Genomic DNA, 21,135 nt, shown 5'->3' on the forward strand with positions numbered 1-21,135 from the left:
AGACGATCATGTTTTTTCCGATTCCCATGCAGCTGGAGACTCCGATTCGCCCCGGAACGGTTCCTGCAGCCAATCTGGTGCTGATTGGTCTGAACATGCTGTTCTATTTTCTGGTTCCGCTGGAGTCGCTGATGACTGGCCCCGGGACACGGTTGATCACGATTCTGACGTACGGTTTTGCGCATGGTGGTCTGTTTCATCTTCTGATTAATATGTGGTATCTGTGGGTAGTTGGTAATCCAGTGAATCGTCGGATTGGTAATTTCTACTATGCGATTACTTACCTGGGAACCATTGTTGTTATCGGAGTTCTGGCACGCTGTTTTGGGAACAGCGTGCTGTTTGGTTCTTCCGGAGCGGTTTTCGCTGTGCTGGCAACAGCAACGTTGCTGTTGCCAGCCAAACGGGTTGAAGTTCATTTTCTGGTTTTGTTTCCCCTGACGATTTTGCTTGGCCTGTTACGGCTGCCCCAATATGGACTGCAATGGTTCATCCGCTGGGATCGGGCTTCCATACATGTGCTGCTGTTTTCCATGTTGTTTCTGATGCTCGAACTAATGGGATTTCTGATCTGGCTACTCCGGGGGCAGATACATCTCACCAGCTTTGGACATCTGATCGGGTTTGTGTGTGGCATCACGGCTGTATTACTGCTGCCAGAGAGAATCACGATTCCTCAGCAGACGGTCATGAGTTGAGGATGCGGTCGTTCGTTTCAGCCATGCTTACAGTTATATCTGTTTGCTCTGTAATTACATCAAAGTCATTCTAAAGACTTCTGACGGAAAATCTCAGAATTCAATCGCAAGAAAGGTACTAAAATGGGTATATTTAAAAGAATCAGCGATATTCTCTCTGCTAACCTGGGGGAGATGCTAGAAGAGTACGAAAATCCGGAACTGATGCTGTCGCAGGCGATTTCCGAAATGGAAAGTTCTATCAGGACTGCCATGCTGGAAACGGCAAAATCGCTGGCAAGTGAAAAGAAACTGGCGAAAGAGATGGCCCATAATGAAAATGAATCCCGGCACTGGCAGGAACGTGCGGCGCAGGCTGTCGCATCGGGAGATGACGAACTTGCGCGAAAAGCTCTCTCTCGAAAAAAAGAACATGAAAAACTTTCTATCGCGCTCCACGATCAACTGAAAGTCTGTCAGGATGCCAATCAGACATTGCGACATCAACTGGAGGGAATGAAAGCCAAGCTTGCGGAAGCAAAACGCAGCCTGGCAACTTTATCGGCCCGGAATAAAGCAGCGCTGGTACGAAAAAAAATCTATGCCCGTTCCGGAGAAATGAATCTTGATCTGGACGATACTGCTTTCAATAAATTTGAGCAGATGAGAGAGAAAGTCGAGCAGGCAGAAGCGGAAGCCGATGCTCTGGCCGAATTGCAGGGAATCGATCCCGTCTGCTGCGGCAGGGATGAGAGGGCTGTCTGCGATAGCGAAATCGATCAGGAACTTGAGAAACTCAAGCAGGCACATCATTCTGGTCAGTGATCGACTGAAAGGCCGCCCGATGATAGTCTGTGTACAGACGTGTGAACTTAAACCCGAATAATGATGATCTGTCTGTTATGATCGATGGCTCAGTGAAAAGTGAAACGCATCAGTCTCTAACAGCATTCGAGGGAGAGAACTTCTCTCGCGATGAGATCTATACGCTGATTGCCGATCTGGCCGATCAGGTTTACACTCTGCACCAGTCACAGCGATTACATCTCCGGATCGCTCCCGATGAAATCTTTCTGGATCAGGATGGAAAGCCAGAATTATCTGTAGCTGACGAGAGCCGAATTTTCAGACATACTGATTTTGATCAGCAACTGTTTCCTCCAGAGCTGCAAAGCGTCGATTTACTGGAAGTTTCCGTTAACCGGAAAAATGCAGCAGCAGCTCTCCGAAAGGCTGGCTTGCAACTTGATCCCGAGCGGATCGACGTCTACCAGTTGGGGGCACTCTTATGTTATTTACTGACCGGCGAGAAGGTCGATGCCTATCTGCGGAGTCCCAGGTCCAGAGCGAAAGTTCCGACGGAATTTCGAGCACTTATTGATCGCACACTGGGATTCGAACCCGCAGCGGTGATCAGAGATATCGAGAGTTTTCGAGCTGCCTTGAGGCCCCTGCAGGCAGACCTGTCCGAATCGGATGCAATCGACTCCGTTGAACTTTTCACATCACAAAGCGGTAGTGAGCTCCCGTTTCAGAGGCTGGGGCACTACCAAATTCGGAAACGCATCGGGCAGGGAGGAATGGGAGATGTCTATCTGGGGTATGAAAGTGCGCTCGATCGCCAGGTTGCCATCAAAGTCCTGCCTTTCGAATTTGCTCGGCAGGATGAATTTGTAAAACGCTTTTATGCTGAGGCCACCGCGGCAGCCCGGCTGGTCCATCCCAATATCATTCCCATCTATTTTATTGGAGAAGATCAGGGATACCATTATTTTGTGATGCAGTATGTCGAGGGAGAAACTCTGGCCGATCTCCTCAAACGGAAATCGACGATTGAGATCACACAGACTCTGACCATTATCGAGCAGGTCCTGTGCGGCTTAGCGGCAGCGCATGCGGAAGGTATGATTCATCGCGATATCAAACCGGGAAATATTCTACTCGATCGCATCAACCACAAAGTTCTACTGGCTGATTTCGGCCTGGTGAAATCGCTGCTCACAAAAACGGAAATGACGGCGAGCGGAGTCATCATGGGGACGGTCGACTACATCTCGCCGGAACAGGGGCGCGGGTTACCTGTCGACCCCCGTTCCGATTTATACTCCCTGGGAGTTCTCACCTATCAGATGCTCACTGGCCGACTGCCATTTCAGGCGGACAGCCCGACCTCCATGATTTTTCAGCATGCCTATGAAACGCCTGAGCCGATCCACAAGCTGGCTCCAGACGTACCCGAACCACTGGTGAGGATTATTAACAGGCTGATGGCGAAATTACCGGTGGAACGTTATGAGTCGGCTGAACTGGTGATGGCGGATCTTCGTGAATTCCGCTTGAGATTTGATGCCGCAACTGAACCGCGACTCCAGGCTGACTCTTCTACCCTCGGTAATTCAAACGTCTCCAGATCTGATTCGATTAGGGAACCGTCCTGGACCACTATAATTGAATCGCCCCGCTTTGAAGCACTACTGTTGCCGGATGCATGTGAGGAAAAACAGCCCTCCGGTTTCTGGAAGCGTCAGTTGCGAAAAGTGCAGGATCTGTTCCGGAAATACTCTCCCGAACTGCTGCAGCAGTTAAAGAGTACACAGCAGCAGTTTGAGGGGGCCATTCAGGAGTACCAGTGGCGACAAAGCAGTTTAGAGACGCTCTACCGGGAAGCAGAATCGTCATTACAGGAACTGAACCGACTGGCCGACCGCTGGCAGAGCGCGGCTGAGGAGGCTCAGTCGCGGGCAGAAACAGCAGCTAAAACGGATCTGAAACAGCAGGCGTTTCAGGAACAAAGCCACTGCAGACAACAGGCGGAGGAGGTTCGCCGTCAGTCCGTGCAACAACAGGAACAACTGGAGTCTATGGCCCTGCAGCGGGCACAGATCAATGCGCGATTACAGCAACTAATTTGTCAGCGTGATCTGCTGAATGCCCGGATTCACGCAGCCCATGCCAGGGGAGCAGTGCTGGGAACAGCGCCGCAGGATGCGACGGCCAAACGGAATTTACTGCCTTATCTGTTTGCCGGGACTCTGGTTGCGAGCGCGTGTCTGTTTCTGTTCTGGAAGGTTGGTGCTCTGCTGATCCACGGTTGGGATGGGGATGAAAGTCGATTTGAGGTCGCCGACGAAAAATCGACTCTGTCCGGTGAACTACCGGCTCATTTTAACAGACAGCTTTCGGAAGACGGTTATCAGCAGCAGGGGATTGCTTTTCCGAGTATGGTCAAAGATCTGATCTTCTGCCCGTCGATGATTGGGGGGGGCTACAACAGTCTGGCGACTTCCCATGCAGATGGCACTGTGAATAAGATGAATGTGACTGAACGCTCCTATAACGGGCCGCATTTCCTGACAGAACATCTGGAATCGACCAGCCGCCTGGCTTATTCTCTCGAGGGGGACCTGCTGGCGATGAGTTTAGGTGACGGCTCAATCAGCGTGTGGTCGACCTACGGAAATGGACGCGAGTTTCGCAGGCTGAAAGGTCATACCGATGTCGTACAGTCATTATTATTTACACCGGACGGGAAGCAACTGCTGTCCGGCGGGCAGGATCAGACGGTTCGATTGTGGGACATTAAAACAGGGCACGAAATCAAACGGTTTCCTGCACGCAATGCCGTCCGGTCACTTGCCTGGAACCGCGAGAGAGATGGCTTTTATTTGTCTGACGGGGACGGCTTTGATCCTGTCACTCTGAGACAGATAAAATTGAGTGGCGAAAAGGAAACCGGATTTTCCTACACAGGCAAAAAAACGCCGACCTTTTTGTTTGTTCCCGATTCCGGCGATATCGGATTTTCCGCTCCATTACAGAAAGATCAGTCTCTCAATTCGTGGAATCGTCTGACTGGTGAGAAAGGGATTTTCTTTGGGACCGATGTGGTCCACGCTGCTGTTTCCGCGAATGGTCTGCAGGTTTTAACTGCCGATTCCAAAGGGCTTATTTCACTCTGGAATTCGGAAACTGGCGCGGTGCGTCAGCAAATGAAAGTCGTTGACGATCCACAGATTCAAAAGGTCTGCCAGTTGGCTGTTTCGAGAGATGGAACTCTGGCGGCGTGTGCCCTTTCCAACTGGTCTGAGAAAGAATTTGAAGTCCGGGTCTGGAAGCTGCCACAGTTTCCCCGCGACGGATATCTGATCAACTGTGATTCTCCGGTCAATACCGTGATGTTTTCTCCGGACGGATATGAAATCGTAGCGGGAGATCGGAACCGCATCCGATCCTGGAAACTGGAGAAACTGAATCGGGAATCCACGTTCCCGGTCAACTCACCTGTTTCCGCACTATGTTCGATGTCGGATGGCTCCGGGATCATCTACGCTACGGGGAGTAGCAACAGCAGGGTAAATTATATTGGCGTCAGACCTTGGAAGAACTTTGGTCGCATTGGTCTGCAGACGGGGGAGTATGATGACGTTCACTTTGAAGGGCATCAGGCTCGGATCACGAGCGTCGATTGTGCCAGCAGTGCACGCATGCTGGTTTCAGGCAGCTTGGATGGTTCTGTTCGTTTGTGGAACCTGGCAGATCGGGAACAGGTTGGCGTGCTGGAATTGCAGCGTCCCGTCTATTCAGTCTGCTTCAAGCCACAATCGGAGCATGAGGTATATGTCTGCAGTAATTCGCGGATGATCGAACTCTGGGATTTGCGCGAGCAGAAGAAACTGAAAGAATTCAGCGGGATGTCATTTCAGGTCCTATGTATGGATCTTTCCGAAGACGGAACGCGACTGGTGGCAGGGGGAGGAGATCGCACTGTGCGTGTCTGGGATACCGAAAGTGGTGAATTACTGGCGACTTTGGAAGGGCATTCCGGCCCGGTGCATTCCGTAGCCATGCCATCAATCACGCGATTTAATCTACCTGGGAGCTACGTCGTATCTGGAAGTGAAGACGCGACCGTACGCTATTGGGACATTGGACAGAAGCAGGAAATCTCCTGTTTTACCGGTCATTCTGCTGCAGTCAGTAGCGTTGCAATTTCACCCCGCAATGAATTTGTGGTGTCGGGTAGCATAGATGGTACTATACGTCGCTGGAAATTAAGAAAATCGTTCTAAAATTACGGAACTCAGTTTCATGACTCTCCGGAATGTCATTCGGTATGAGATTGAAAATTAGCATGAATCTGCCAGGGGAAAAAGAGAATTTCTTGAAGACAGGAGTGTTCCAGCTGGAGGGGCTAAGGAGAGAACTCTGCTGTTTGTCACGACATGTCAGACAAGTTTCATTTTGGTTCGAATTCTCGACACTCATGTGCCGAAAAATGCAGGTGATCTTTTCTCTCGGGCGGACTGATTTCAAGAGTCAAGACTGGTTCGACTTAGCTCAAAGACTAAGACACCTCGAGCCAAAAACAGACAATTTGGGGATTGAACCTGTGATTCGTTAACAGATCGGAAATTGCTCATGTCATATTACATGACAGAAAACAGCCACTCACGAAAATCGCAAGTGGCTGTTTTCAAGTGGAGGCGGCGGGAATTGAACCCGCGTCCTGTGAACCCTCAGCTAAAGCCTCTACGTGCATATTTTATCGTTTGTGTCTCGTTTCTTCGGGCACGACAAACAAAGCCTTTCGGAAACCAGTCCACCACGGATCTCGTATCAGACGGAGCGGACATTGATCTGATACCAGCCTGATTTTGTGACCAGCCTTCGGACTCCTCAGACAGGGATTCCTAAGCCGGGGTTGCTATATTAAGCAGCCATTGAAAATTGCTTGTTTGCAATTATGTTTTGATCAGCTTTTTACGTGGCCAACTGATCAACCACGGCACGCCACCTTAACATACGGTGAACCAGTCGAATCCGATCGCCCCCGTGTCTTAGTAGTACATCTATCATACGCAAAATCGTCACAAAAAGATCAATACAATTTGCAAAATCTTTCTGCTCCGGTCTCATTATTATCAGCAGGTCAGCAGGAGTCAATTTACTTTGTTTCCGGAAATTCCTGATAGATAACAATTTAGTGCCAAAATTCCCGTTTTGAACCGGTTCTCAGTCGTGTGTTCTTAAATCCACTGAAATTGGTGTTTTCTGGCAAGATTTCAACTGTGGCAGCGAACCCTCTTTTATTCACTTGAATTTCGCTGGATTCTGCTCAAGGGCCAATTATGGATGATTTTGACGTCATTGGATTTACTGCGATTATTTGTCTGTTCGGGCTGCCTTTCGTGTGTGGCGTGACGGCCATCATCTCACGTGCCTGGGTGAAAATTTCCTGTCATCAAAAAGAGATCGATTTGAAACACCATATGCTGGCTTCCGGGATGTCCGCCGATGAGATTGAGCGGGTCCTGAATGCCGGGAAGGGAGGAGAGAAAGAGTCTCCTTCTGAGGTCTGGCCTGAACAGTCATAAAACTTTGTGTATTTCTAAGTCTGTGTACTCCTTTCTGTATGATTCTGCCTGAAATCGGTCTACATAATTCCCTGTCTTTGGTCTAAAATAGCCTGGTTCTCACTATTGTCACCAATGACGGATTTAGTGGTGGCTTCAATTGGAATTATCTCTGTACGGGAATTCGATACACAATGGCTTGTCTCAATCGTCTCATACCAAATCGGCGTTTACTTACGACTATCTGGGGAATCTGCTTCATTTTGTTTTCTCTGGCTGGTCAAAGCCAGGCGGAAAACAAACCTGCAGGGCCTGTGTTTGTGGACATTCCAGAGCAGGGACAGGTTCAGTTTGAAACGATCGCAGGGGAAGATAAAGTTCCCGCGCGGTTTCATCTGGAACCGCATACGTTTCCCTTCAGCTGCCAGTTTAAGCGAATGAGCGGGCCGGTTCGCGTATATGATATTACGTTTCCTTCGCCTGTCAAAACCGAGGTCGCAGAGAATAATACGGTGCACGGGCATTACTATCAGCCGGAAGGCCCCGGTCCTTTTCCGGCGTGTGTCTGCCTGCATATTCTGGGGGGCGGTTTTGAGCTTTCCGAGATGTCGGCGAATTCACTGGCACGACAGGGAATTGCGGCGTTGACCATTAAAATGCCTTATTATGCCCAGCGGCGGGGAATGGGTGAGCATCGCCAGCGGCGGATGATTTCGTTTGTACCCGAACATACCGCTGAAGGAATGACTCAGGCCGTGCTGGATGTGAGGCGGGCAGCAGCCTGGCTGGCCAGTCGGGAGGAAGTGGATGCAGAGCGGATGGGAGTGACGGGGATCAGTCTGGGGGGAATCATGTCCGCGCTGTCGTCTGCAGCTGAGCCTCGGTTCAAGAAGGTGGCGATCTATCTGGGTGGAGGCAATCTGGCTCTGGGAATCTGGGAAAATCCTCACCCGCATGCCAAGTTATTTCGCAAACACTGGCTGGAGAATGGAGGAACTTACGAATCGTTTCTGAAGATTATGAAGCCCGTCGACCCTCACACATATGGTCATTTACTGCAGAACCGTGATGTGTTGATGGTGGTCGCGAAGCACGATGAAATTCTGCCTCCCAAAAGTGCACTGGCACTGTGGGAGTCGATTGGCAAGAAGCCGGAACTAGTCTGGCTGGATTCGGGACATATCACAGCTGCGATGTATATTTTTGGCGAAACCAGGCGGCTGACGACATTTTTCTCTGATTGGAAAACAGCGGAATAATCGCCAGGGCGAGTTTCTTACCTGGAACGCGTCATTACCAATGTGAGGAACCGGAGTTTTGGTTGCTGTTCCTCGTTGATCGGCACTGTCGGACAAGCCGAACAGTGTCACACGCTGGTGGGATACGAAATTGGAAATCGCGCTTTGATGTGTGCTTTCCTCGGAAGGACCGGGGCTATCACTGCTGCAAGCATTCTTAGCTGCCGATTTAATTCCGGAGTACTTTCCGCAACATATGAATCGCGATGCAGAGCAAACCCAGATTGCCGGCCCAGAGTGACCAGCTTGGTTCAATTTTCCCCAGTTTCGATAGATTGATCGTCAGTAACACGATCGGATAATAGAACAGCAGGATCGGGACAAAGACCAGGAAGAAGCTGGTGAGGAATTGTCTGCGTGCCTGGGCGATGGAGAACGGGCAGCCGACCAGGACGAAGAAGAAGCAGCTACAGCTGAGGGCGAAGCGGCTGGCAAGGGCCGTTTTGAGTTTATTCTTCCGTTTTTGTTCGACATGATTCTGAGGCAGGTCAGTACTGACTTCAGGAGATTGAAATCGATTAAAATCGCCAAGGGCTAACAGCATGGCGACTTCGATATCGCGTTGAAATTCGAATTCGACTCTTTTTTCTTTCAGATCTCCCAGTTCGGATTTAATGGAGCGTACGCTCATGTGCCTGGGTTTGGCCATGGCGGTCTGGCTGGGCAGAGGAAACGGGAACACATCTTTCTCGACGTAAAAGCGGGGTTTCCCCGGGAAGTCGATGTGTCCTTTGGCAATGTGCAGGATCACCTGCTGGTTCGCGAGATCGAATTCCAGCGTTGCTTCTTCTGCTTGCAGATGGACAGGTTTTTTGCCGGGAGGAGAATAACGAAATGTGGGGACGAGTAGCGTTTTGTCGCGGACTCCCATGACGGTGATCGAGATACCGCTGTTGGGGTCATGGATCTGGTTTTGGGAACGCAGTTTTTCCAGGAAGATCGTTTCGAGTTCGCAGGCAATGGTGTGTTCAATATTCTTTTCTGCCCAGGGAATCACTTGATCGCTGAGCAGCAGCGAACCGAGGCTGAGAAAGCCTCCCAGAATAAAGGAAGGCCAGAGCAGGGAGAGTACATTGATGCCGGCTGCTTTGGCAGCGGTGATTTCCTGATCGCCGGATATGCGGCCGTAAACTACGCAGACCGTTAAGAGTAGTGTCGCAGGAATTGTAAAGGGCAACATACTGGGAACGATGAACGGCAGAATCTTCAAGACCAGAAGTGCGCCCAGTCCTTGATTGGAGGCTTGCTGGAATGCGCCAACAAACACAAGCAGGACGGTAAGCACTGTGATCATTAAAGTGAAAACGCGCAGCAATTCAAAAAGAATATAGCGCTGAAGTAATCGCATGACTGGTGGTATTAATCTTGAACTAAAGAGAAATGGGTGCGGGTTTTACGAAGGCTGTAGTTGATACGAATTGACCGGAGTTGTATACGGCAAAAAGTGGATTCGAGTCAATATCAGACTCAGTGGGTGTGTTTTTATGTATACATTGATTTGTAGCCCCAATCCGCAGGTTTGAGACTGATTTGGCAGTAACAGACGGAACTCAGGGATTGGTAGGTAAAATATGATATCGGCAGAACTGTCATAATCCGAACATTCATTTCTCTGCAGTGATTTACTGTTCCTGAAAATTGGATATTCCTGGTTTTTTTCAGCAGAGAAAATAGTTCAACCTATTAATTAAAGAAGTTGTAGTTCATCAGAATCAGCCGTCACGAACTGAAAGACGTCTGAGTGAGCGTGAATAAATAAGAATTTTCAGCAAAAAATTCATAGCTATAAAACGAGATGGAATCTGGAAAAATGATAAACGCTTTAGAAAACACACCGGTTCGATCATCCTTTTGTGATGATGAAGACTTCCTTGAGTTGATTGAGATGTTCGTTGATGGAATTGAAGAGAAAAAAGTAATTCTACGTGCAGCATCTGCAGATCAGGTGGAGGAACTGAAAGTTTTAGCGCATCAGATGAAGGGGGCCAGCGCCGGTTATGGGTTTGAAGAGCTTTCGCAGCTGGCAGCTGATCTGGAAATTGCATGCAAAGCGGAAGATCAGGCGGAAATTGAACGTAAGAAAGAAATTATTCTGAATCATATGGACCGGATTGTACTCTAAATCATCTGGTGTTTTTTCTCTGCTACAAAGCCAGTAGCCTGTTCAGCTAATTTCCCAGCCTGTTTACCAGTTTTGAGATCGCTACGATTCTTGTGATGAGAGCGATCGCGGTTTGTCGTCCCGGCTGGCCCATTCCCTGTCGATCAAACAGAATTGATGTTTTTCGATGGCTTTTGAATGCGGGTTGCACTTCTGCAATTTCCTTACAAATCGAACTCCACTCGGCTTTCAGGTTGTCTGGCAGCATAGAGGGAGCCTGATTCTCTAGCTCCAGAATTTTCTCCGAGAGATCCAGCAACAGGTGTCTGGCATCGTAATCCGCTGCCTGGAATTGACTGATAAGATTTGTCAGGGCTTGCTGGAATTCTTCGGTTGTCATCTTCGGTCGTCTTTTGTGAATCGAATTCTGAGATCGGGTTCTGATTGTGCTTTTAGCACGCTTTACACTTTCAAACGGCGTAGATCAGGGCATTACTGGTTGATTTTTCAGGGTTCTTATTGACCTGAGCCGACAATTATTAGTAAATATGAGCTATTGCTGTCGCATTTTGTCATTCTCTTTGAGCGATCAGGCTGGATTCATTTGATCAGTCTGAGGAGCGTTCTCATCTTGAATCGACGTCAATCATAACAAAAGTTGATTTCACGGGGAGTCTTTCATGTCCAGGTTGAGCCAGGTTGTAGTCGGTTTGCTTCTGATTTCTGTGGGCTACGTTTTGGGAGCGTCACAGACTTTTCAGACTCCCACATTACAGGCTCAACAAAATAGCGGAACTCCGACCGAGGAGACCGAGGATAAGATTAAGCGCGGTGTGAAACAACTGGTTGAGGCGCAGTTAGCATTGGAGCAGGAGAATTTCATGCGAACGGCGACGAAAGGTCTGAATACGTTTGCTGTTTCCTGTGGTGGTGTGAATGCGATGGATGACCTGGAAGCCGGAAATGGTGTTGATCCGGAAACTTTTGCTGGTTTGTATGCCGGTCTGGCAAAACCTGATGTGGCTGCTCAACTGGGGCGCGATGATCAGGGAAGAATCACCTACAAGAACAAAATCGTTCGGATGTATCCCGTCTCCCGTTTGAAAAAATTATTCGCCACACGCTTGAAATATACGGGCGAAAGTCAGGATGACGCCAGCAGTTTTTAATGCAGGTCATCGCTTAATTCTTTGTTGATTTTGAGGCTTCTGTCAGGCGCTGTACTGGTTGAGTGGGGAGCTTGAAATCAGTCTGAGCGGCGATATGCATTTGTGTTTCTGTTTGGACAATCATCTTAAATGTCAGGCAGTCCGCTTTTGTTTCTTTCTGCAGTATCGTGCGCGGAATCCGAATCAGAAAATCAGTTACCTGTTTTCCATTCTCCTCGTAAGTACGCTCGTTTGTCATTTCAAATTTTCCTGATTGTGATGTCAGGAGTGCGTTCAGGCTGGCAGTTTGAAACAGTCGCGGCCGTCTGGAACTGCGAGAGAGATAAGCGCCGCTGCTTTCGACACTGATTGTCTCGACCGTGGAACCTGCCGGGTGTTTGCAGGTGAGGCGAACGTCCAGAAACTCTACCGATGGAATATTATTCGTACCAGGAAGATGCTCTGTTGCTGTCAGTGACAGTCTATTGCCGTTTTGCGATATTTTGAGCAAAGTCAACTGCATCTTTGAGAATCCGTTTACATTGATGGTGATGTTCCCATTTTGTATCTCGTCTGTTTTGAGGTGCAGGAATCCAGAGGCCGTCGAGGCAATGTTCATGCTGGCTTGAGGGTTGTTGGACAGATCCCAGGTCTGGAATGCGGGGCCTGCCAGCAGAAATTTTCCACAATGAAAGGGAGATTGATCACCGACGGTCTTTACCCGAGTGCCCGGATGCAGAGTTTGCTGGGCGAGACTGAGAGACCACAGGCGGAACAATTCCGGAAAGGGATGTGCTGTGAGCTGCTCTATTTTGCGGGTGCCTGTTAACGGATGATGTGTAAAGCGGTAGGGGAAACGCTGTGTGCATTCGATCTGATTACACCAGTCCAGAAACAGACTGACGGCACCTCGGCAGCCATGATTCCGCCAGAGCTGGGCACGGTAGTAGTCGGGAACCACCAGCGGGTAGGCTTCGGGTTTCCGATAAAACTCACTGATGCGGTAGTCCCGGTTGGTATAACCTGGTTCCATAATGTGTGCGATTCCTTCATTCAACCAGTCCTCTTCATCCATTAAAGGACCAGCAGGGGACTTGGATTGAAACGCACGAAGACTGGAGACCGCAGCATGGGTTACTTCATGACTGAGGAGATCAAGTAACTCCTGACCTGGTTTAAGTGCTGAATTGAGATACAGCATATCACAATGGTTGCTGAACGGTTCTGAAACTGTTTCCCGAAAGTCACTGGGACGCACAAAGCCATTGATAGAGGTTTTACCGCCCTGTAATTTACTGAGCCACGGTGAAAGCAATATCGTAAATCGTCCATCCTGATCGACGTCTCGAATCGGGCCGCATTGACTGGTGATCTTGTCCAGCACCTGATGTTCCAGTGTTTCAAGAATCCCATCAACGAGGCCTGGTGCCAGTTCGTTTTCTTTCTGTTGTTGATCCAGATAAATGGCAACGCGGTCGCTTTGTTGAATTAATCGCGATTTGATTTTGGAATACTGGTTTCGATCCGAGAGGCTGCCGTCAGTGACGAATAAATAGAAGGAGCGTTCGCGGGCCGCTGATTCTGGTTTCGAATTTGATTCGCGAATTGCGGTCTGGTGTGATGGGAGGCGAACTGCCTGTGATGGAACGCCCCTCTGGTTTTCAGACAATGTTTGCGGGAGGCGGGGCGTATTTTGAAAGTAACAGTCCAGGGGAGTTTTCTTGCCGGAATCGAATTCCGCCGAAAGTTGCACGGTTTGTGTTCGATGAGAGGCTTGTTCCAGGTTATTGATGATTAACAGATATTCGTCGCCCTCGGTCAAAGAAAGTGGGAAACGAGGTTGCTTGCCGGTGGGAATAATCTTGACCGGTTGATCCCAGTCAATAGGCTGGGTTTGCGATGACACTGGTTTACGGGCAGTGAGCACCTTTGGAACGCTGGGATTTATTTTCGAGGGTGCGGTTCGTACGCTTTGAATTCCCAGCGCGATGCATAGCGTTGAGATTGCGAAGAAGAAGACTGTGAACTGGTTGAAGAACCGTCGAGGTAACATGCGCAATGACAAATCAAAGAAGTAAGATCGAACATGGGGGCAAGATCGATCCGTGTGGACCAGAATCCTGGCTACCGCAGGCTGTGATAATTGCGAAACAGTGGTGAGTCTCTGTCAAAGATCGTCAAATCGGCGGGAGGTTAATGAGTAGAATCAACACAAACTCTCTAAGTTATGCGTCCACAAATTGATAAAATCCACTTATACAAATGGACAATTGAATATGAGGGGACCGTTTTAATGTGAAGGGATCTCGAAATCGTCGGTTTCGCTAAGCGGGTGTTGATCCTCAATTTCCCCATAATCGGACTATAAATTACGCGGATCCTTCAGTCCGTGCCGCCAAGCCCTTTTCAAGTCGGACCAAATTTGGAGAATTAAGAGAAAATCGGGGGAATTTCCTTCAATGGTGTCCGAGACTGAATATACAATGCACAATTGAGGAGAATGCGCAATTTGGCAATCGTCCATCTTGGCTTAAGTTAGAGCATTCTTGCCTAAAGTTACTCGGGAGAGAGAAATCATGTCAGTATCCAGATTTGGAATATCAATGTTTGTTTGGGCCACAGCAGCTATGTTATGGTGTGCCCCGGAAAGCTTCGCTGCGAGTCAAGTTCCGGAAATATCAAACATTGGCCAGATCCTCAGTTACCAAAACAATGAAGGCGAGCATTTTTACGCTCTACAAATCAAAGCACATCGGTTGCCAGCCGCTGCTCATTCCGGAAAGCAGATTGCGATCCTGTTTGACACTTCAGCCAGTCAGGTTGGCGAGCACCGAACACAGGCTTTGGATGTCTTAAAGTCTTTACTGAGTGAACTCCCGAATGACTCTACGGTTGCCCTGTATGCGGTCGATGTGCAATGCACACCATTTGTGAATGAATTCGTCGCACCACAAAGCCGAAAGGCAACGATTGCTGTTGAATCATTAACCTCGCGGGCTCCTTTGGGGGCTACAGACCTTGCCCGAGCATTGAAAACAGCGATGCAGGGGCTTCAGAAAGAACAGCCACGTTCAATTGTTTATATTGGCGATGGGATGAGTTCTGCCAAGTTACTGTCTCTCCCGGAAATGGCAGCACTGACTCGTCAACTGGCAACGCAACATGTTCCCGTTCACAGCTACGCCGTTGGTCCCCAGAAAGATTTACAACTGCTGGGAACATTAGGCGTCTATACAGGCGGCATTGTTTTGACTGACCGAGCAGAGGGAGAACAAGACCGGCCGGCCATCGTTGGGAAAGAACTGGCCAAAGCGATTCAGGCCCCCGTTTTCTTCCCTGATTCGATTCAGGTCTCAGATAAAAAATTAGAATTAGACACATCACGGGCTTTGCCAGTTCGGACAGATCGTGAAACGATTTACCTTGCCAGAGGTGATCTCAGTGGCAGACTCAGTGTGGAATTGAAAAACAGAGATTTAAACGGTGTCTGGAAGTTTAATGTCCCCGTAGCACAGGCCGTCAACAGCTTCCTGGCTGTTCCCTGGGCGAATTATAAGCAGGGACAGGAACTGGGCGTCGCATTTGCCGGACAGCGGATGATGAATCTGGCTCGTACCGCCCACGAAGAGCAGATGGCTCAATTGGAATTCGCAGGCACACGGGCGATTCGCAGTGGTAATTTTGAGCAGGCTGCCAAGTTTGGTAATCTGCTGCAGCAACTTGATCCCGGAAATTCGCGTGGTGATTCGTTACTGAAATTATCTAACAAATTCAAACAGGATCAGCTGGCACAAGCCGATACCAAGCAGCCAGCCGCTGATGCAAAAGCAGGGCCGGAAGCGAAGAGTGATCCTCAGCCTCCGATTGATGATTCCATCAGCAAGGTGGAGCAGTTACGCCAGATCAAGGGAGCCCAGATGAAAATCGAGGTTTCCAATGCTATCGAAGAGGCACGTCAGACATCTGTTGAAAATCCCGATGGAGCACTTGGTTTATTAAAGCGAACTTTGGGTTTTGTCAAATCTACTTCGGATATCGATATCGATCTGCGTCAGCAACTGGAACGTCGCCTGAATAATATGATGACCGATGTTCGCAGTCAGATGGAAGTCGCTGAAACACGCCGGATTCGCCAGCAACAGCAGTTGGCACAGTTGGAACAGCAAAAGCGTCTGGTTGATCAGGTTCTTTTGGAAGACGAAAAACTGGAGCAGTTGATCGACCGTGTGCGTTCTCTGATTCAGGATGGTAAGCACGGAAACAGTGATGCTTATGAAGAAGCAGAAGCCGTTTCTCGTGTCGCCGTGGATATGGAACCTGGAAACGGACCCGCGACAGCGGCTCTGTTTACCTCAGAGGCAGCCGGACAGCTGGATAAAGTATTCCGGATGCGATCATTGCGTGCTGACCGCTTCCTGGAAACGCTCTACCAGGTTGAATTGTCACATGTTCCATTTCCTGATGAACCCCCGATTCGTTGGCCAGCCGCTCCTGTCTGGACCGCTTTGACAGAACGCCGCAAGAAATGGGCCGCTGTTGATTTGCATCAAAACAGTCCTGCCGAGCAGCGTATCTTTGAAGAGTTACAGAAAGAAACAGAAGCAAACTTCCCGGATATCCCGCTTTCCGAAGTAATGACTTACTTTGCAGAACTGCATAATATTACGATCCTGATTAATTCAAACGATCTGGGAGAAGAAGGTTTGACACCGGATGAACCAGTCAATGTTTCCTTGAGTGGTATCAAACTGAAGAGTGCGATGAATATCATCTTGAAACCGATCGGTCTGACCTATGTCATTGAAGACGAAGTGATGAAAATCACAACGATTCTCAAAGCCGACGAAATTTACAGCACTCGTGTTTACCCCGTAGCTGACCTTGTGATTTCCGTATCTGCTCAGCAGTCTTCAGTTGGAAGCAGCCAGGGTGGCTTTGGTGGTCAGCAAGGTGGTATTGGTGGCCAGCAGGGTGGTGGCTTCGGTGGTGGCGGCTTTGGCGGTGGTGGCCAGGGTGGCTTTGGTGGTGGTGGCGGCGGTCAAGGTTTGTTTAATGTCGCCCCGGAAATGTTGATGATGAATGGAGTAATGCCAAAACAGGGGCAGCAGAAACCGATGATCAAAAAGGCCCAAAACGCTCCCTCTAAGAAAGCAGTCAAGCCGATTAACGATCCGGAAATGAAATCCATTTTGGACGACATTCTGGGAGAGGCTGATTCCAAACAGTCGAAAGCGCAGTTTCAAGTCGAAGACAATCCGTTTCGATTTGATAATCGCACGATTGAACAACTCAAAAAAAAACCGGAAACCGTAAAGTAGGCGAGAAATCGACGCTACCTGAGGTACCCGGACAATCTAAATTAACAGCACGGAGCCGTTCCCAAGGGAAAGGCTCCGTTTCTGTTAAAGGGAAGCCTGAAAAGAAAAACGAATTCAAGGCGCCACTGACCAATAATATCAAAGACCCCGTGGCGTTCTGGAATGATTACTTTTCCAAGCGAAAACCTGATCCAGCGCTCGTCAATGATTTGATTTTCAATTTACATCAGGCGGGGAAGCATGAGCATGTGATCGCCGCCATCAATGCGGCTTTGATTCACAATCAATCGCAACCTTGGATGTATGATGTGCTGGCTTTGTCGATGGAAATCGTCGGACGGCCGAAGCAGGAAATTCAGCGTGTGTTACTTTCACGCATTGACTTTTCCGCTACGGATGTTCCGAGCATGGTTTATTCGGCGGCTTACCTCTCTCGATTTAATGCCGATGAACAGGCACTAAAATTGTATCAGCAGGCGTCAAAGCTGCAGCCTGCCAGGCCGGAGCCTTATATCATGGGGTTACGACTGGCTGAGAAGCTGCAGGATGCGGAAGCAATTCTGTGGGCAGCGACTGGCATATTGACTCACGTGTGGGTGAAAGATCATCAGGCTTTGCATGAAAAAGCCTTGAATGCGCTGGCTGATCTAGAGCAGTCGTTCAACAAAGCGGGGCGAAAGGCTGAAGCAGCACGAGTCGATGCAGCCCGGAAACAGGCTTTAGAACGCGATCTCAAACTGGAGCTGACTTGGAACGGGGATGGTGACCTGGACTTGATTGTGGAAGAGCCCCAGGGAACTGTCTGTTCTTTTGAGGCACCTCTGACCGCAGGAGGCGGCGTATTGCTGAAGGACGGATATGGCCCCAAACAGGAAAATTGCAAAGAAGAATACGTGTGTGCGTATGGTTTTCCTGGTACTTATGTCGTACGCGTGCGATATGTATCGGGAAACATTGTTGGTCAGCGTGCTCGCTTAAAAGTAACACGCTATCGAGGGTCAAAACATCCGATGGTGCAATCGAGGATTGTTCCACTGGCAAAAGACGATCAGCTGATTCGCATCGATCTTTCGAAAGGGCGACGTAGTGAAAAGTCCGAGGTCGTAAAGCCTGCACAAAATACTCAGAAAACGAGTCAGCTTCGAAATCGAATGCAACTGCGTCAACCACTTTCAAACGGATCACGGTCTGCACTCAAAGGTTTTCGCGTCTCACGACAGGCAGGCATTTCGACTGGACGACAGACGCCGTTTGTGACCGGGGTGCAGAATGTGGGTGGCGTTGCCAATCAACCTGTGATTAGCGTTATTCCAGAAGGGATCAGCCTCTCAGGCTCGGCTGTCGTCTCGCCTGACCGCAGATATGTGCGGTTGTCTTTGTCACCTCAATTTACGAATGTAACGGAGATCTTTACATTCAGCTTTTTGCAGCCTTAATTGTTTCCGGCAATTTAGCGAACCAGTCCCGGAGTCACATCGAGATCAAGTGAGGCAACCCGCCCCTGATCCAGATGATGCCAGGCGATCGCGGCCATCGCGGCGTTATCGGTGCATAAGTCGGGAGGGGCGATACTGAAATAAACGCCGGCTTTGTCTGTCATTTCCGCTAAGCGTTCTCGTAACAGGGCATTCGCAGCGACCCCTCCACCAACACAGAGCGTGGAGTAGCCAAACTTCTCGAGTGCCTGCCGGCATTTCCCAACCAGTACATCCACGACGGTTTCCTGAAAGCTGGCAGCGAGGTCAGCGATGCGTTGCTCCGTGAGTGGCGGTGGTTGCTGTTTTGCGCCCGGATTGCCGAGAGCGGCATACAGTACCGCGGTTTTCAGGCCGCTAAAACTGAAACGCAGTTCGGGGTCTTTCAGGAACGTGCGAGGGAAGGGAAAGGCTTTTGGGTTTCCCTGGGCCGCCGTTTTCTGGATGGAAGGACCACCGGGATAGGGGAGCCCTAATATTTTGGCGACTTTATCGAAGGCTTCGCCGGCAGCGTCATCAATGGTGGCGCCGATCAATTTGAACTCAAATGATTCAGAGCAATGGTACAGATTCGTATGGCCGCCACTCACAACGAGCCCGATCGCCGGAAACAGCGGGCGGGTTTCCTGCATCTGGCAGGCAAACAGATGGCCTTCAATATGGTTGACGGCAATCAAGGGAAGGTCGAGCGTCATGGCCAGGGTTTTGGCTGCGGTTAACCCAATTAGTAGTGAGCCAACCAGCCCCGGTTCTGTCGCCACAGCGATTGCGGTTAACTGATTTAACGTGATGCCGGCCTGTTTTAGCGCGTCATCAATGACTGGCAGAATCCGTTCCAGGTGTGCGCGGGAAGCGATCTCCGGAACAACACCTCCAAACTTTTCGTGCAAGTCGGTTTGAGATGAGACGATATTGGACAGGATCCGCATATCACGTGTGATGACGGCTGCCGCCGTTTCATCGCACGAAGATTCGATTGCCAGCAGGTATTCTTCAGGTCGGTTCATGAGGGGGTGTTGACTGTGAAAATGAAAAGCGACGTTCGGATAAAACGGTGGTCCGAAAGTCGCTTTGCAATAAAAGTGAGCTGATTTCAGTTCAACAGAATTGATTGATCAGGTTGTTTTAATGACAAGTTTTTCTTTGGCGGGTTGAGGAAGACCGGCTGCTTTTTTAGCTGGCTTAGCGTCTTTCGCTTCCGGTTTTTTTTCCGGTTTCTTGGCTTCCTCTTTATCAGCCGGCTTTATTTTGCCGCTTAATGAGTCCTTGATATACTTTAATGCCAGTTCCAGTTGCTTGTCTTTGAACTCCTCATCCAGTTTAGCACTATGGTCCAGAATATCGCGATTGCGGCGGTAAACTCCCAATGCTTCCAGTTCATCATCTGTCAGGCGTAACCGGTAGTTTTCATCGGGGGTCACGCCCCAGACATCCGTATCTTTGGCTCCCGGGAAACGGTGAATATTTTTTCCACTGGGTCGATGATAGCTGGCTGTTGTCAGTTTTAAGGCACTATCGCCTTCTTCCAGCTCGATCACGTTCTGGACACTGCCTTTTCCCCAGGTTCGTTCGCCTACGATCACAGCCCGTTTATGGTCTTGCAGGCAGGCAGAGACGATTTCACTGGCAGATGCGGAATAGCGGTTCACAATGATTGCCATGGGAAAGCCGGAATAAGTGCCTTCTTTGGTGGCTTCCCATTTTCGATTGCGACTGTTGCGGCCTTTGGTGCTGACGATTTTTCCTGATTCGATAAACATATCTGAAATTTCGGTGGCCTGAGAAAGTAAGCCGCCCGGATTGAATCGCAGGTCCAGCACCAGGCCTTTCATGCCCTGTTTTTTTAGATCCTCGATTGCTTCCCGCAATTCTTCGGAGCTGTGTCGACTGAAGTGCGTCAGGCGAATATAACCAATCTTGTCTTTTTTATTTAGCATGAAGTCCCAGGAATCATCCGATTTGTACGTGTCTCCCAGAACGGTGGCTACGTGAATAATTTCGCGTTTGATGGTGAGTGGTTTTGCTTTTTTCGTCCCTTTGTGAATCACAGACATATTGACTTTTTCTCCGGCCCGACCTTTGAGAATTTTGATCGCCTGTGGGAGTGTAAAGCCCTTGGTTGATTTGCCTTCAATCGCATCGATGATATCACCGGCCCGAATACCTGCTTTATAGGCGGGAGTTCCCGGCAGTGGCGTCATAACGGTTAGTCTGCCGTTATTTTCGTCGATGTGAACCTGAATTCCGATCCCCCCAAATTCCTGTTCCACAACCTGGTTAAAACGGGAAAGATCTTTGGGGCTGATATAGTTGGAGTACTGGTCTAACTCTTGTACCATCCCTCGGATGGCTGCTTCGAGTAAGACACGTCGATCAATGTCTTTCACATAATTTCGCTCAATCTGTTCGTAGGTATCCGCGAACAGCTTCATCATCTGATAATAGTCATCTCCCTTTTCTTTTTCATCCGCGTAGATCGATTGAGAGAGGGGAGCGGAAATCATCAGGAAAAGTAAGAACAACGAACTGATCAAGCGGAATTTTTGCATGGATGATTCCTTATGAGATATACAGAACACAACTCAAACCAGCTAGAAATAAAATTTCAAATTGTTGAAAATGTGTTTTGTCTGGTGTCGAAACTCGGGAGAGTTTCATTTTCGATACTATTAGTGTAGGCGATCGGCAAACCAGTGGCAAGATTTGCTCTGTAACCAAAATGCCTAAAACGAGTTAATCTCAGAAATTCCTCTGAAATTGAATTC

At 49.2% G+C, this 21,135-nt stretch carries 14 protein-coding genes and 1 other RNA gene; 9 read left to right on the forward strand and 6 right to left on the reverse strand.

Going from position 1 to position 21,135, the window contains the following annotated elements:
* Positions 1-8 precede the first annotated feature (8 nt).
* From Pan241w_RS09895 to Pan241w_RS09905, 3 genes are all read left to right on the forward strand, one after another.
* Positions 9-698 (forward strand): rhomboid family intramembrane serine protease, encoded by a 690-nt coding sequence (locus tag Pan241w_RS09895; RefSeq protein WP_145214469.1) that lies wholly within the window; start codon positions 9-11, stop codon positions 696-698.
* Positions 699-821: 123 nt separating this feature from the next.
* The gene (locus Pan241w_RS09900) at positions 822-1,502 is read left to right on the forward strand and encodes a PspA/IM30 family protein (protein WP_145214472.1); all 681 of its coding nucleotides are present in this window, start codon (positions 822-824) and stop codon (positions 1,500-1,502) included.
* Positions 1,503-1,579: 77 nt separating this feature from the next.
* Positions 1,580-5,746: a protein kinase domain-containing protein gene (locus Pan241w_RS09905; protein WP_145214475.1), complete on the forward strand. Its 4,167-nt coding sequence runs from the start codon at positions 1,580-1,582 to the stop codon at positions 5,744-5,746.
* A gap of 406 nt (positions 5,747-6,152) precedes the next feature.
* Here Pan241w_RS09905 and ssrA read toward each other — a convergent pair.
* Positions 6,153-6,509, reverse strand: a transfer-messenger RNA (tmRNA) gene (gene ssrA, locus Pan241w_RS09910).
* Between the two features lie 296 nt (positions 6,510-6,805).
* On the opposite strand from ssrA, the gene Pan241w_RS09915 reads away from it, so the two are divergent.
* Positions 6,806-7,051 carry a hypothetical protein gene (locus tag Pan241w_RS09915; protein WP_145214478.1) on the forward strand — a complete coding sequence of 82 codons (246 nt, stop codon included), beginning with the start codon at positions 6,806-6,808 and terminating at the stop codon, positions 7,049-7,051.
* Positions 7,052-7,224: 173 nt separating this feature from the next.
* Entirely contained in the window at positions 7,225-8,289 is a 1,065-nt protein-coding gene (locus Pan241w_RS09920) for an alpha/beta hydrolase family protein (protein ID WP_145214481.1), read from the forward strand.
* A 208-nt stretch (positions 8,290-8,497) separates the two neighbouring features.
* Here the strand turns inward: Pan241w_RS09920 and Pan241w_RS09925 are convergent, their stop codons facing one another.
* Positions 8,498-9,676, reverse strand: a complete 1,179-nt coding sequence (locus Pan241w_RS09925; protein ID WP_145214484.1) for an LptF/LptG family permease — start codon at positions 9,674-9,676, stop codon at positions 8,498-8,500.
* Between the two features lie 462 nt (positions 9,677-10,138).
* Here Pan241w_RS09925 and Pan241w_RS09930 point away from each other — a divergent pair, with 462 nt between their 5' ends.
* Positions 10,139-10,450 carry an Hpt domain-containing protein gene (locus Pan241w_RS09930; RefSeq protein WP_198000442.1) on the forward strand — a complete coding sequence of 104 codons (312 nt, stop codon included), beginning with the start codon at positions 10,139-10,141 and terminating at the stop codon, positions 10,448-10,450.
* A gap of 46 nt (positions 10,451-10,496) precedes the next feature.
* Here the strand turns inward: Pan241w_RS09930 and Pan241w_RS09935 are convergent, their stop codons facing one another.
* On the reverse strand, positions 10,497-10,829 hold the full coding sequence (locus Pan241w_RS09935; RefSeq protein ID WP_145214490.1) for a hypothetical protein: 333 nt from the start codon (positions 10,827-10,829) through the stop codon (positions 10,497-10,499).
* Between the two features lie 280 nt (positions 10,830-11,109).
* Here Pan241w_RS09935 and Pan241w_RS09940 point away from each other — a divergent pair, with 280 nt between their 5' ends.
* Positions 11,110-11,598: a hypothetical protein gene (locus Pan241w_RS09940; RefSeq protein WP_145214493.1), complete on the forward strand. Its 489-nt coding sequence runs from the start codon at positions 11,110-11,112 to the stop codon at positions 11,596-11,598.
* Between the two features lie 13 nt (positions 11,599-11,611).
* Here the strand turns inward: Pan241w_RS09940 and Pan241w_RS09945 are convergent, their stop codons facing one another.
* Positions 11,612-13,483, reverse strand: a complete 1,872-nt coding sequence (locus tag Pan241w_RS09945; RefSeq protein ID WP_145214496.1) for a hypothetical protein — start codon at positions 13,481-13,483, stop codon at positions 11,612-11,614.
* Positions 13,484-14,153: 670 nt separating this feature from the next.
* Here Pan241w_RS09945 and Pan241w_RS29350 point away from each other — a divergent pair.
* Both Pan241w_RS29350 and Pan241w_RS09960 read left to right on the forward strand, forming a co-directional pair.
* The gene (locus Pan241w_RS29350) at positions 14,154-16,895 is read left to right on the forward strand and encodes a vWA domain-containing protein (RefSeq protein ID WP_198000443.1); all 2,742 of its coding nucleotides are present in this window, start codon (positions 14,154-14,156) and stop codon (positions 16,893-16,895) included.
* A gap of 149 nt (positions 16,896-17,044) precedes the next feature.
* Positions 17,045-18,331 carry a hypothetical protein gene (locus tag Pan241w_RS09960; protein ID WP_145214499.1) on the forward strand — a complete coding sequence of 429 codons (1,287 nt, stop codon included), beginning with the start codon at positions 17,045-17,047 and terminating at the stop codon, positions 18,329-18,331.
* A gap of 14 nt (positions 18,332-18,345) precedes the next feature.
* On the opposite strand, the gene tsaD is transcribed toward Pan241w_RS09960, so the two are convergent.
* Entirely contained in the window at positions 18,346-19,377 is a 1,032-nt protein-coding gene (gene tsaD / locus Pan241w_RS09965; RefSeq protein ID WP_145214502.1) for a tRNA (adenosine(37)-N6)-threonylcarbamoyltransferase complex transferase subunit TsaD, read from the reverse strand.
* Between the two features lie 108 nt (positions 19,378-19,485).
* Positions 19,486-20,919 carry a S41 family peptidase gene (locus tag Pan241w_RS09970; RefSeq protein WP_145214505.1) on the reverse strand — a complete coding sequence of 478 codons (1,434 nt, stop codon included), beginning with the start codon at positions 20,917-20,919 and terminating at the stop codon, positions 19,486-19,488.
* Positions 20,920-21,135: the final 216 nt, after the last annotated feature.

Origin of the sequence: Gimesia alba, from assembly GCF_007744675.1 — a bacterium.
GTDB lineage: Bacteria > Planctomycetota > Planctomycetia > Planctomycetales > Planctomycetaceae > Gimesia > Gimesia alba.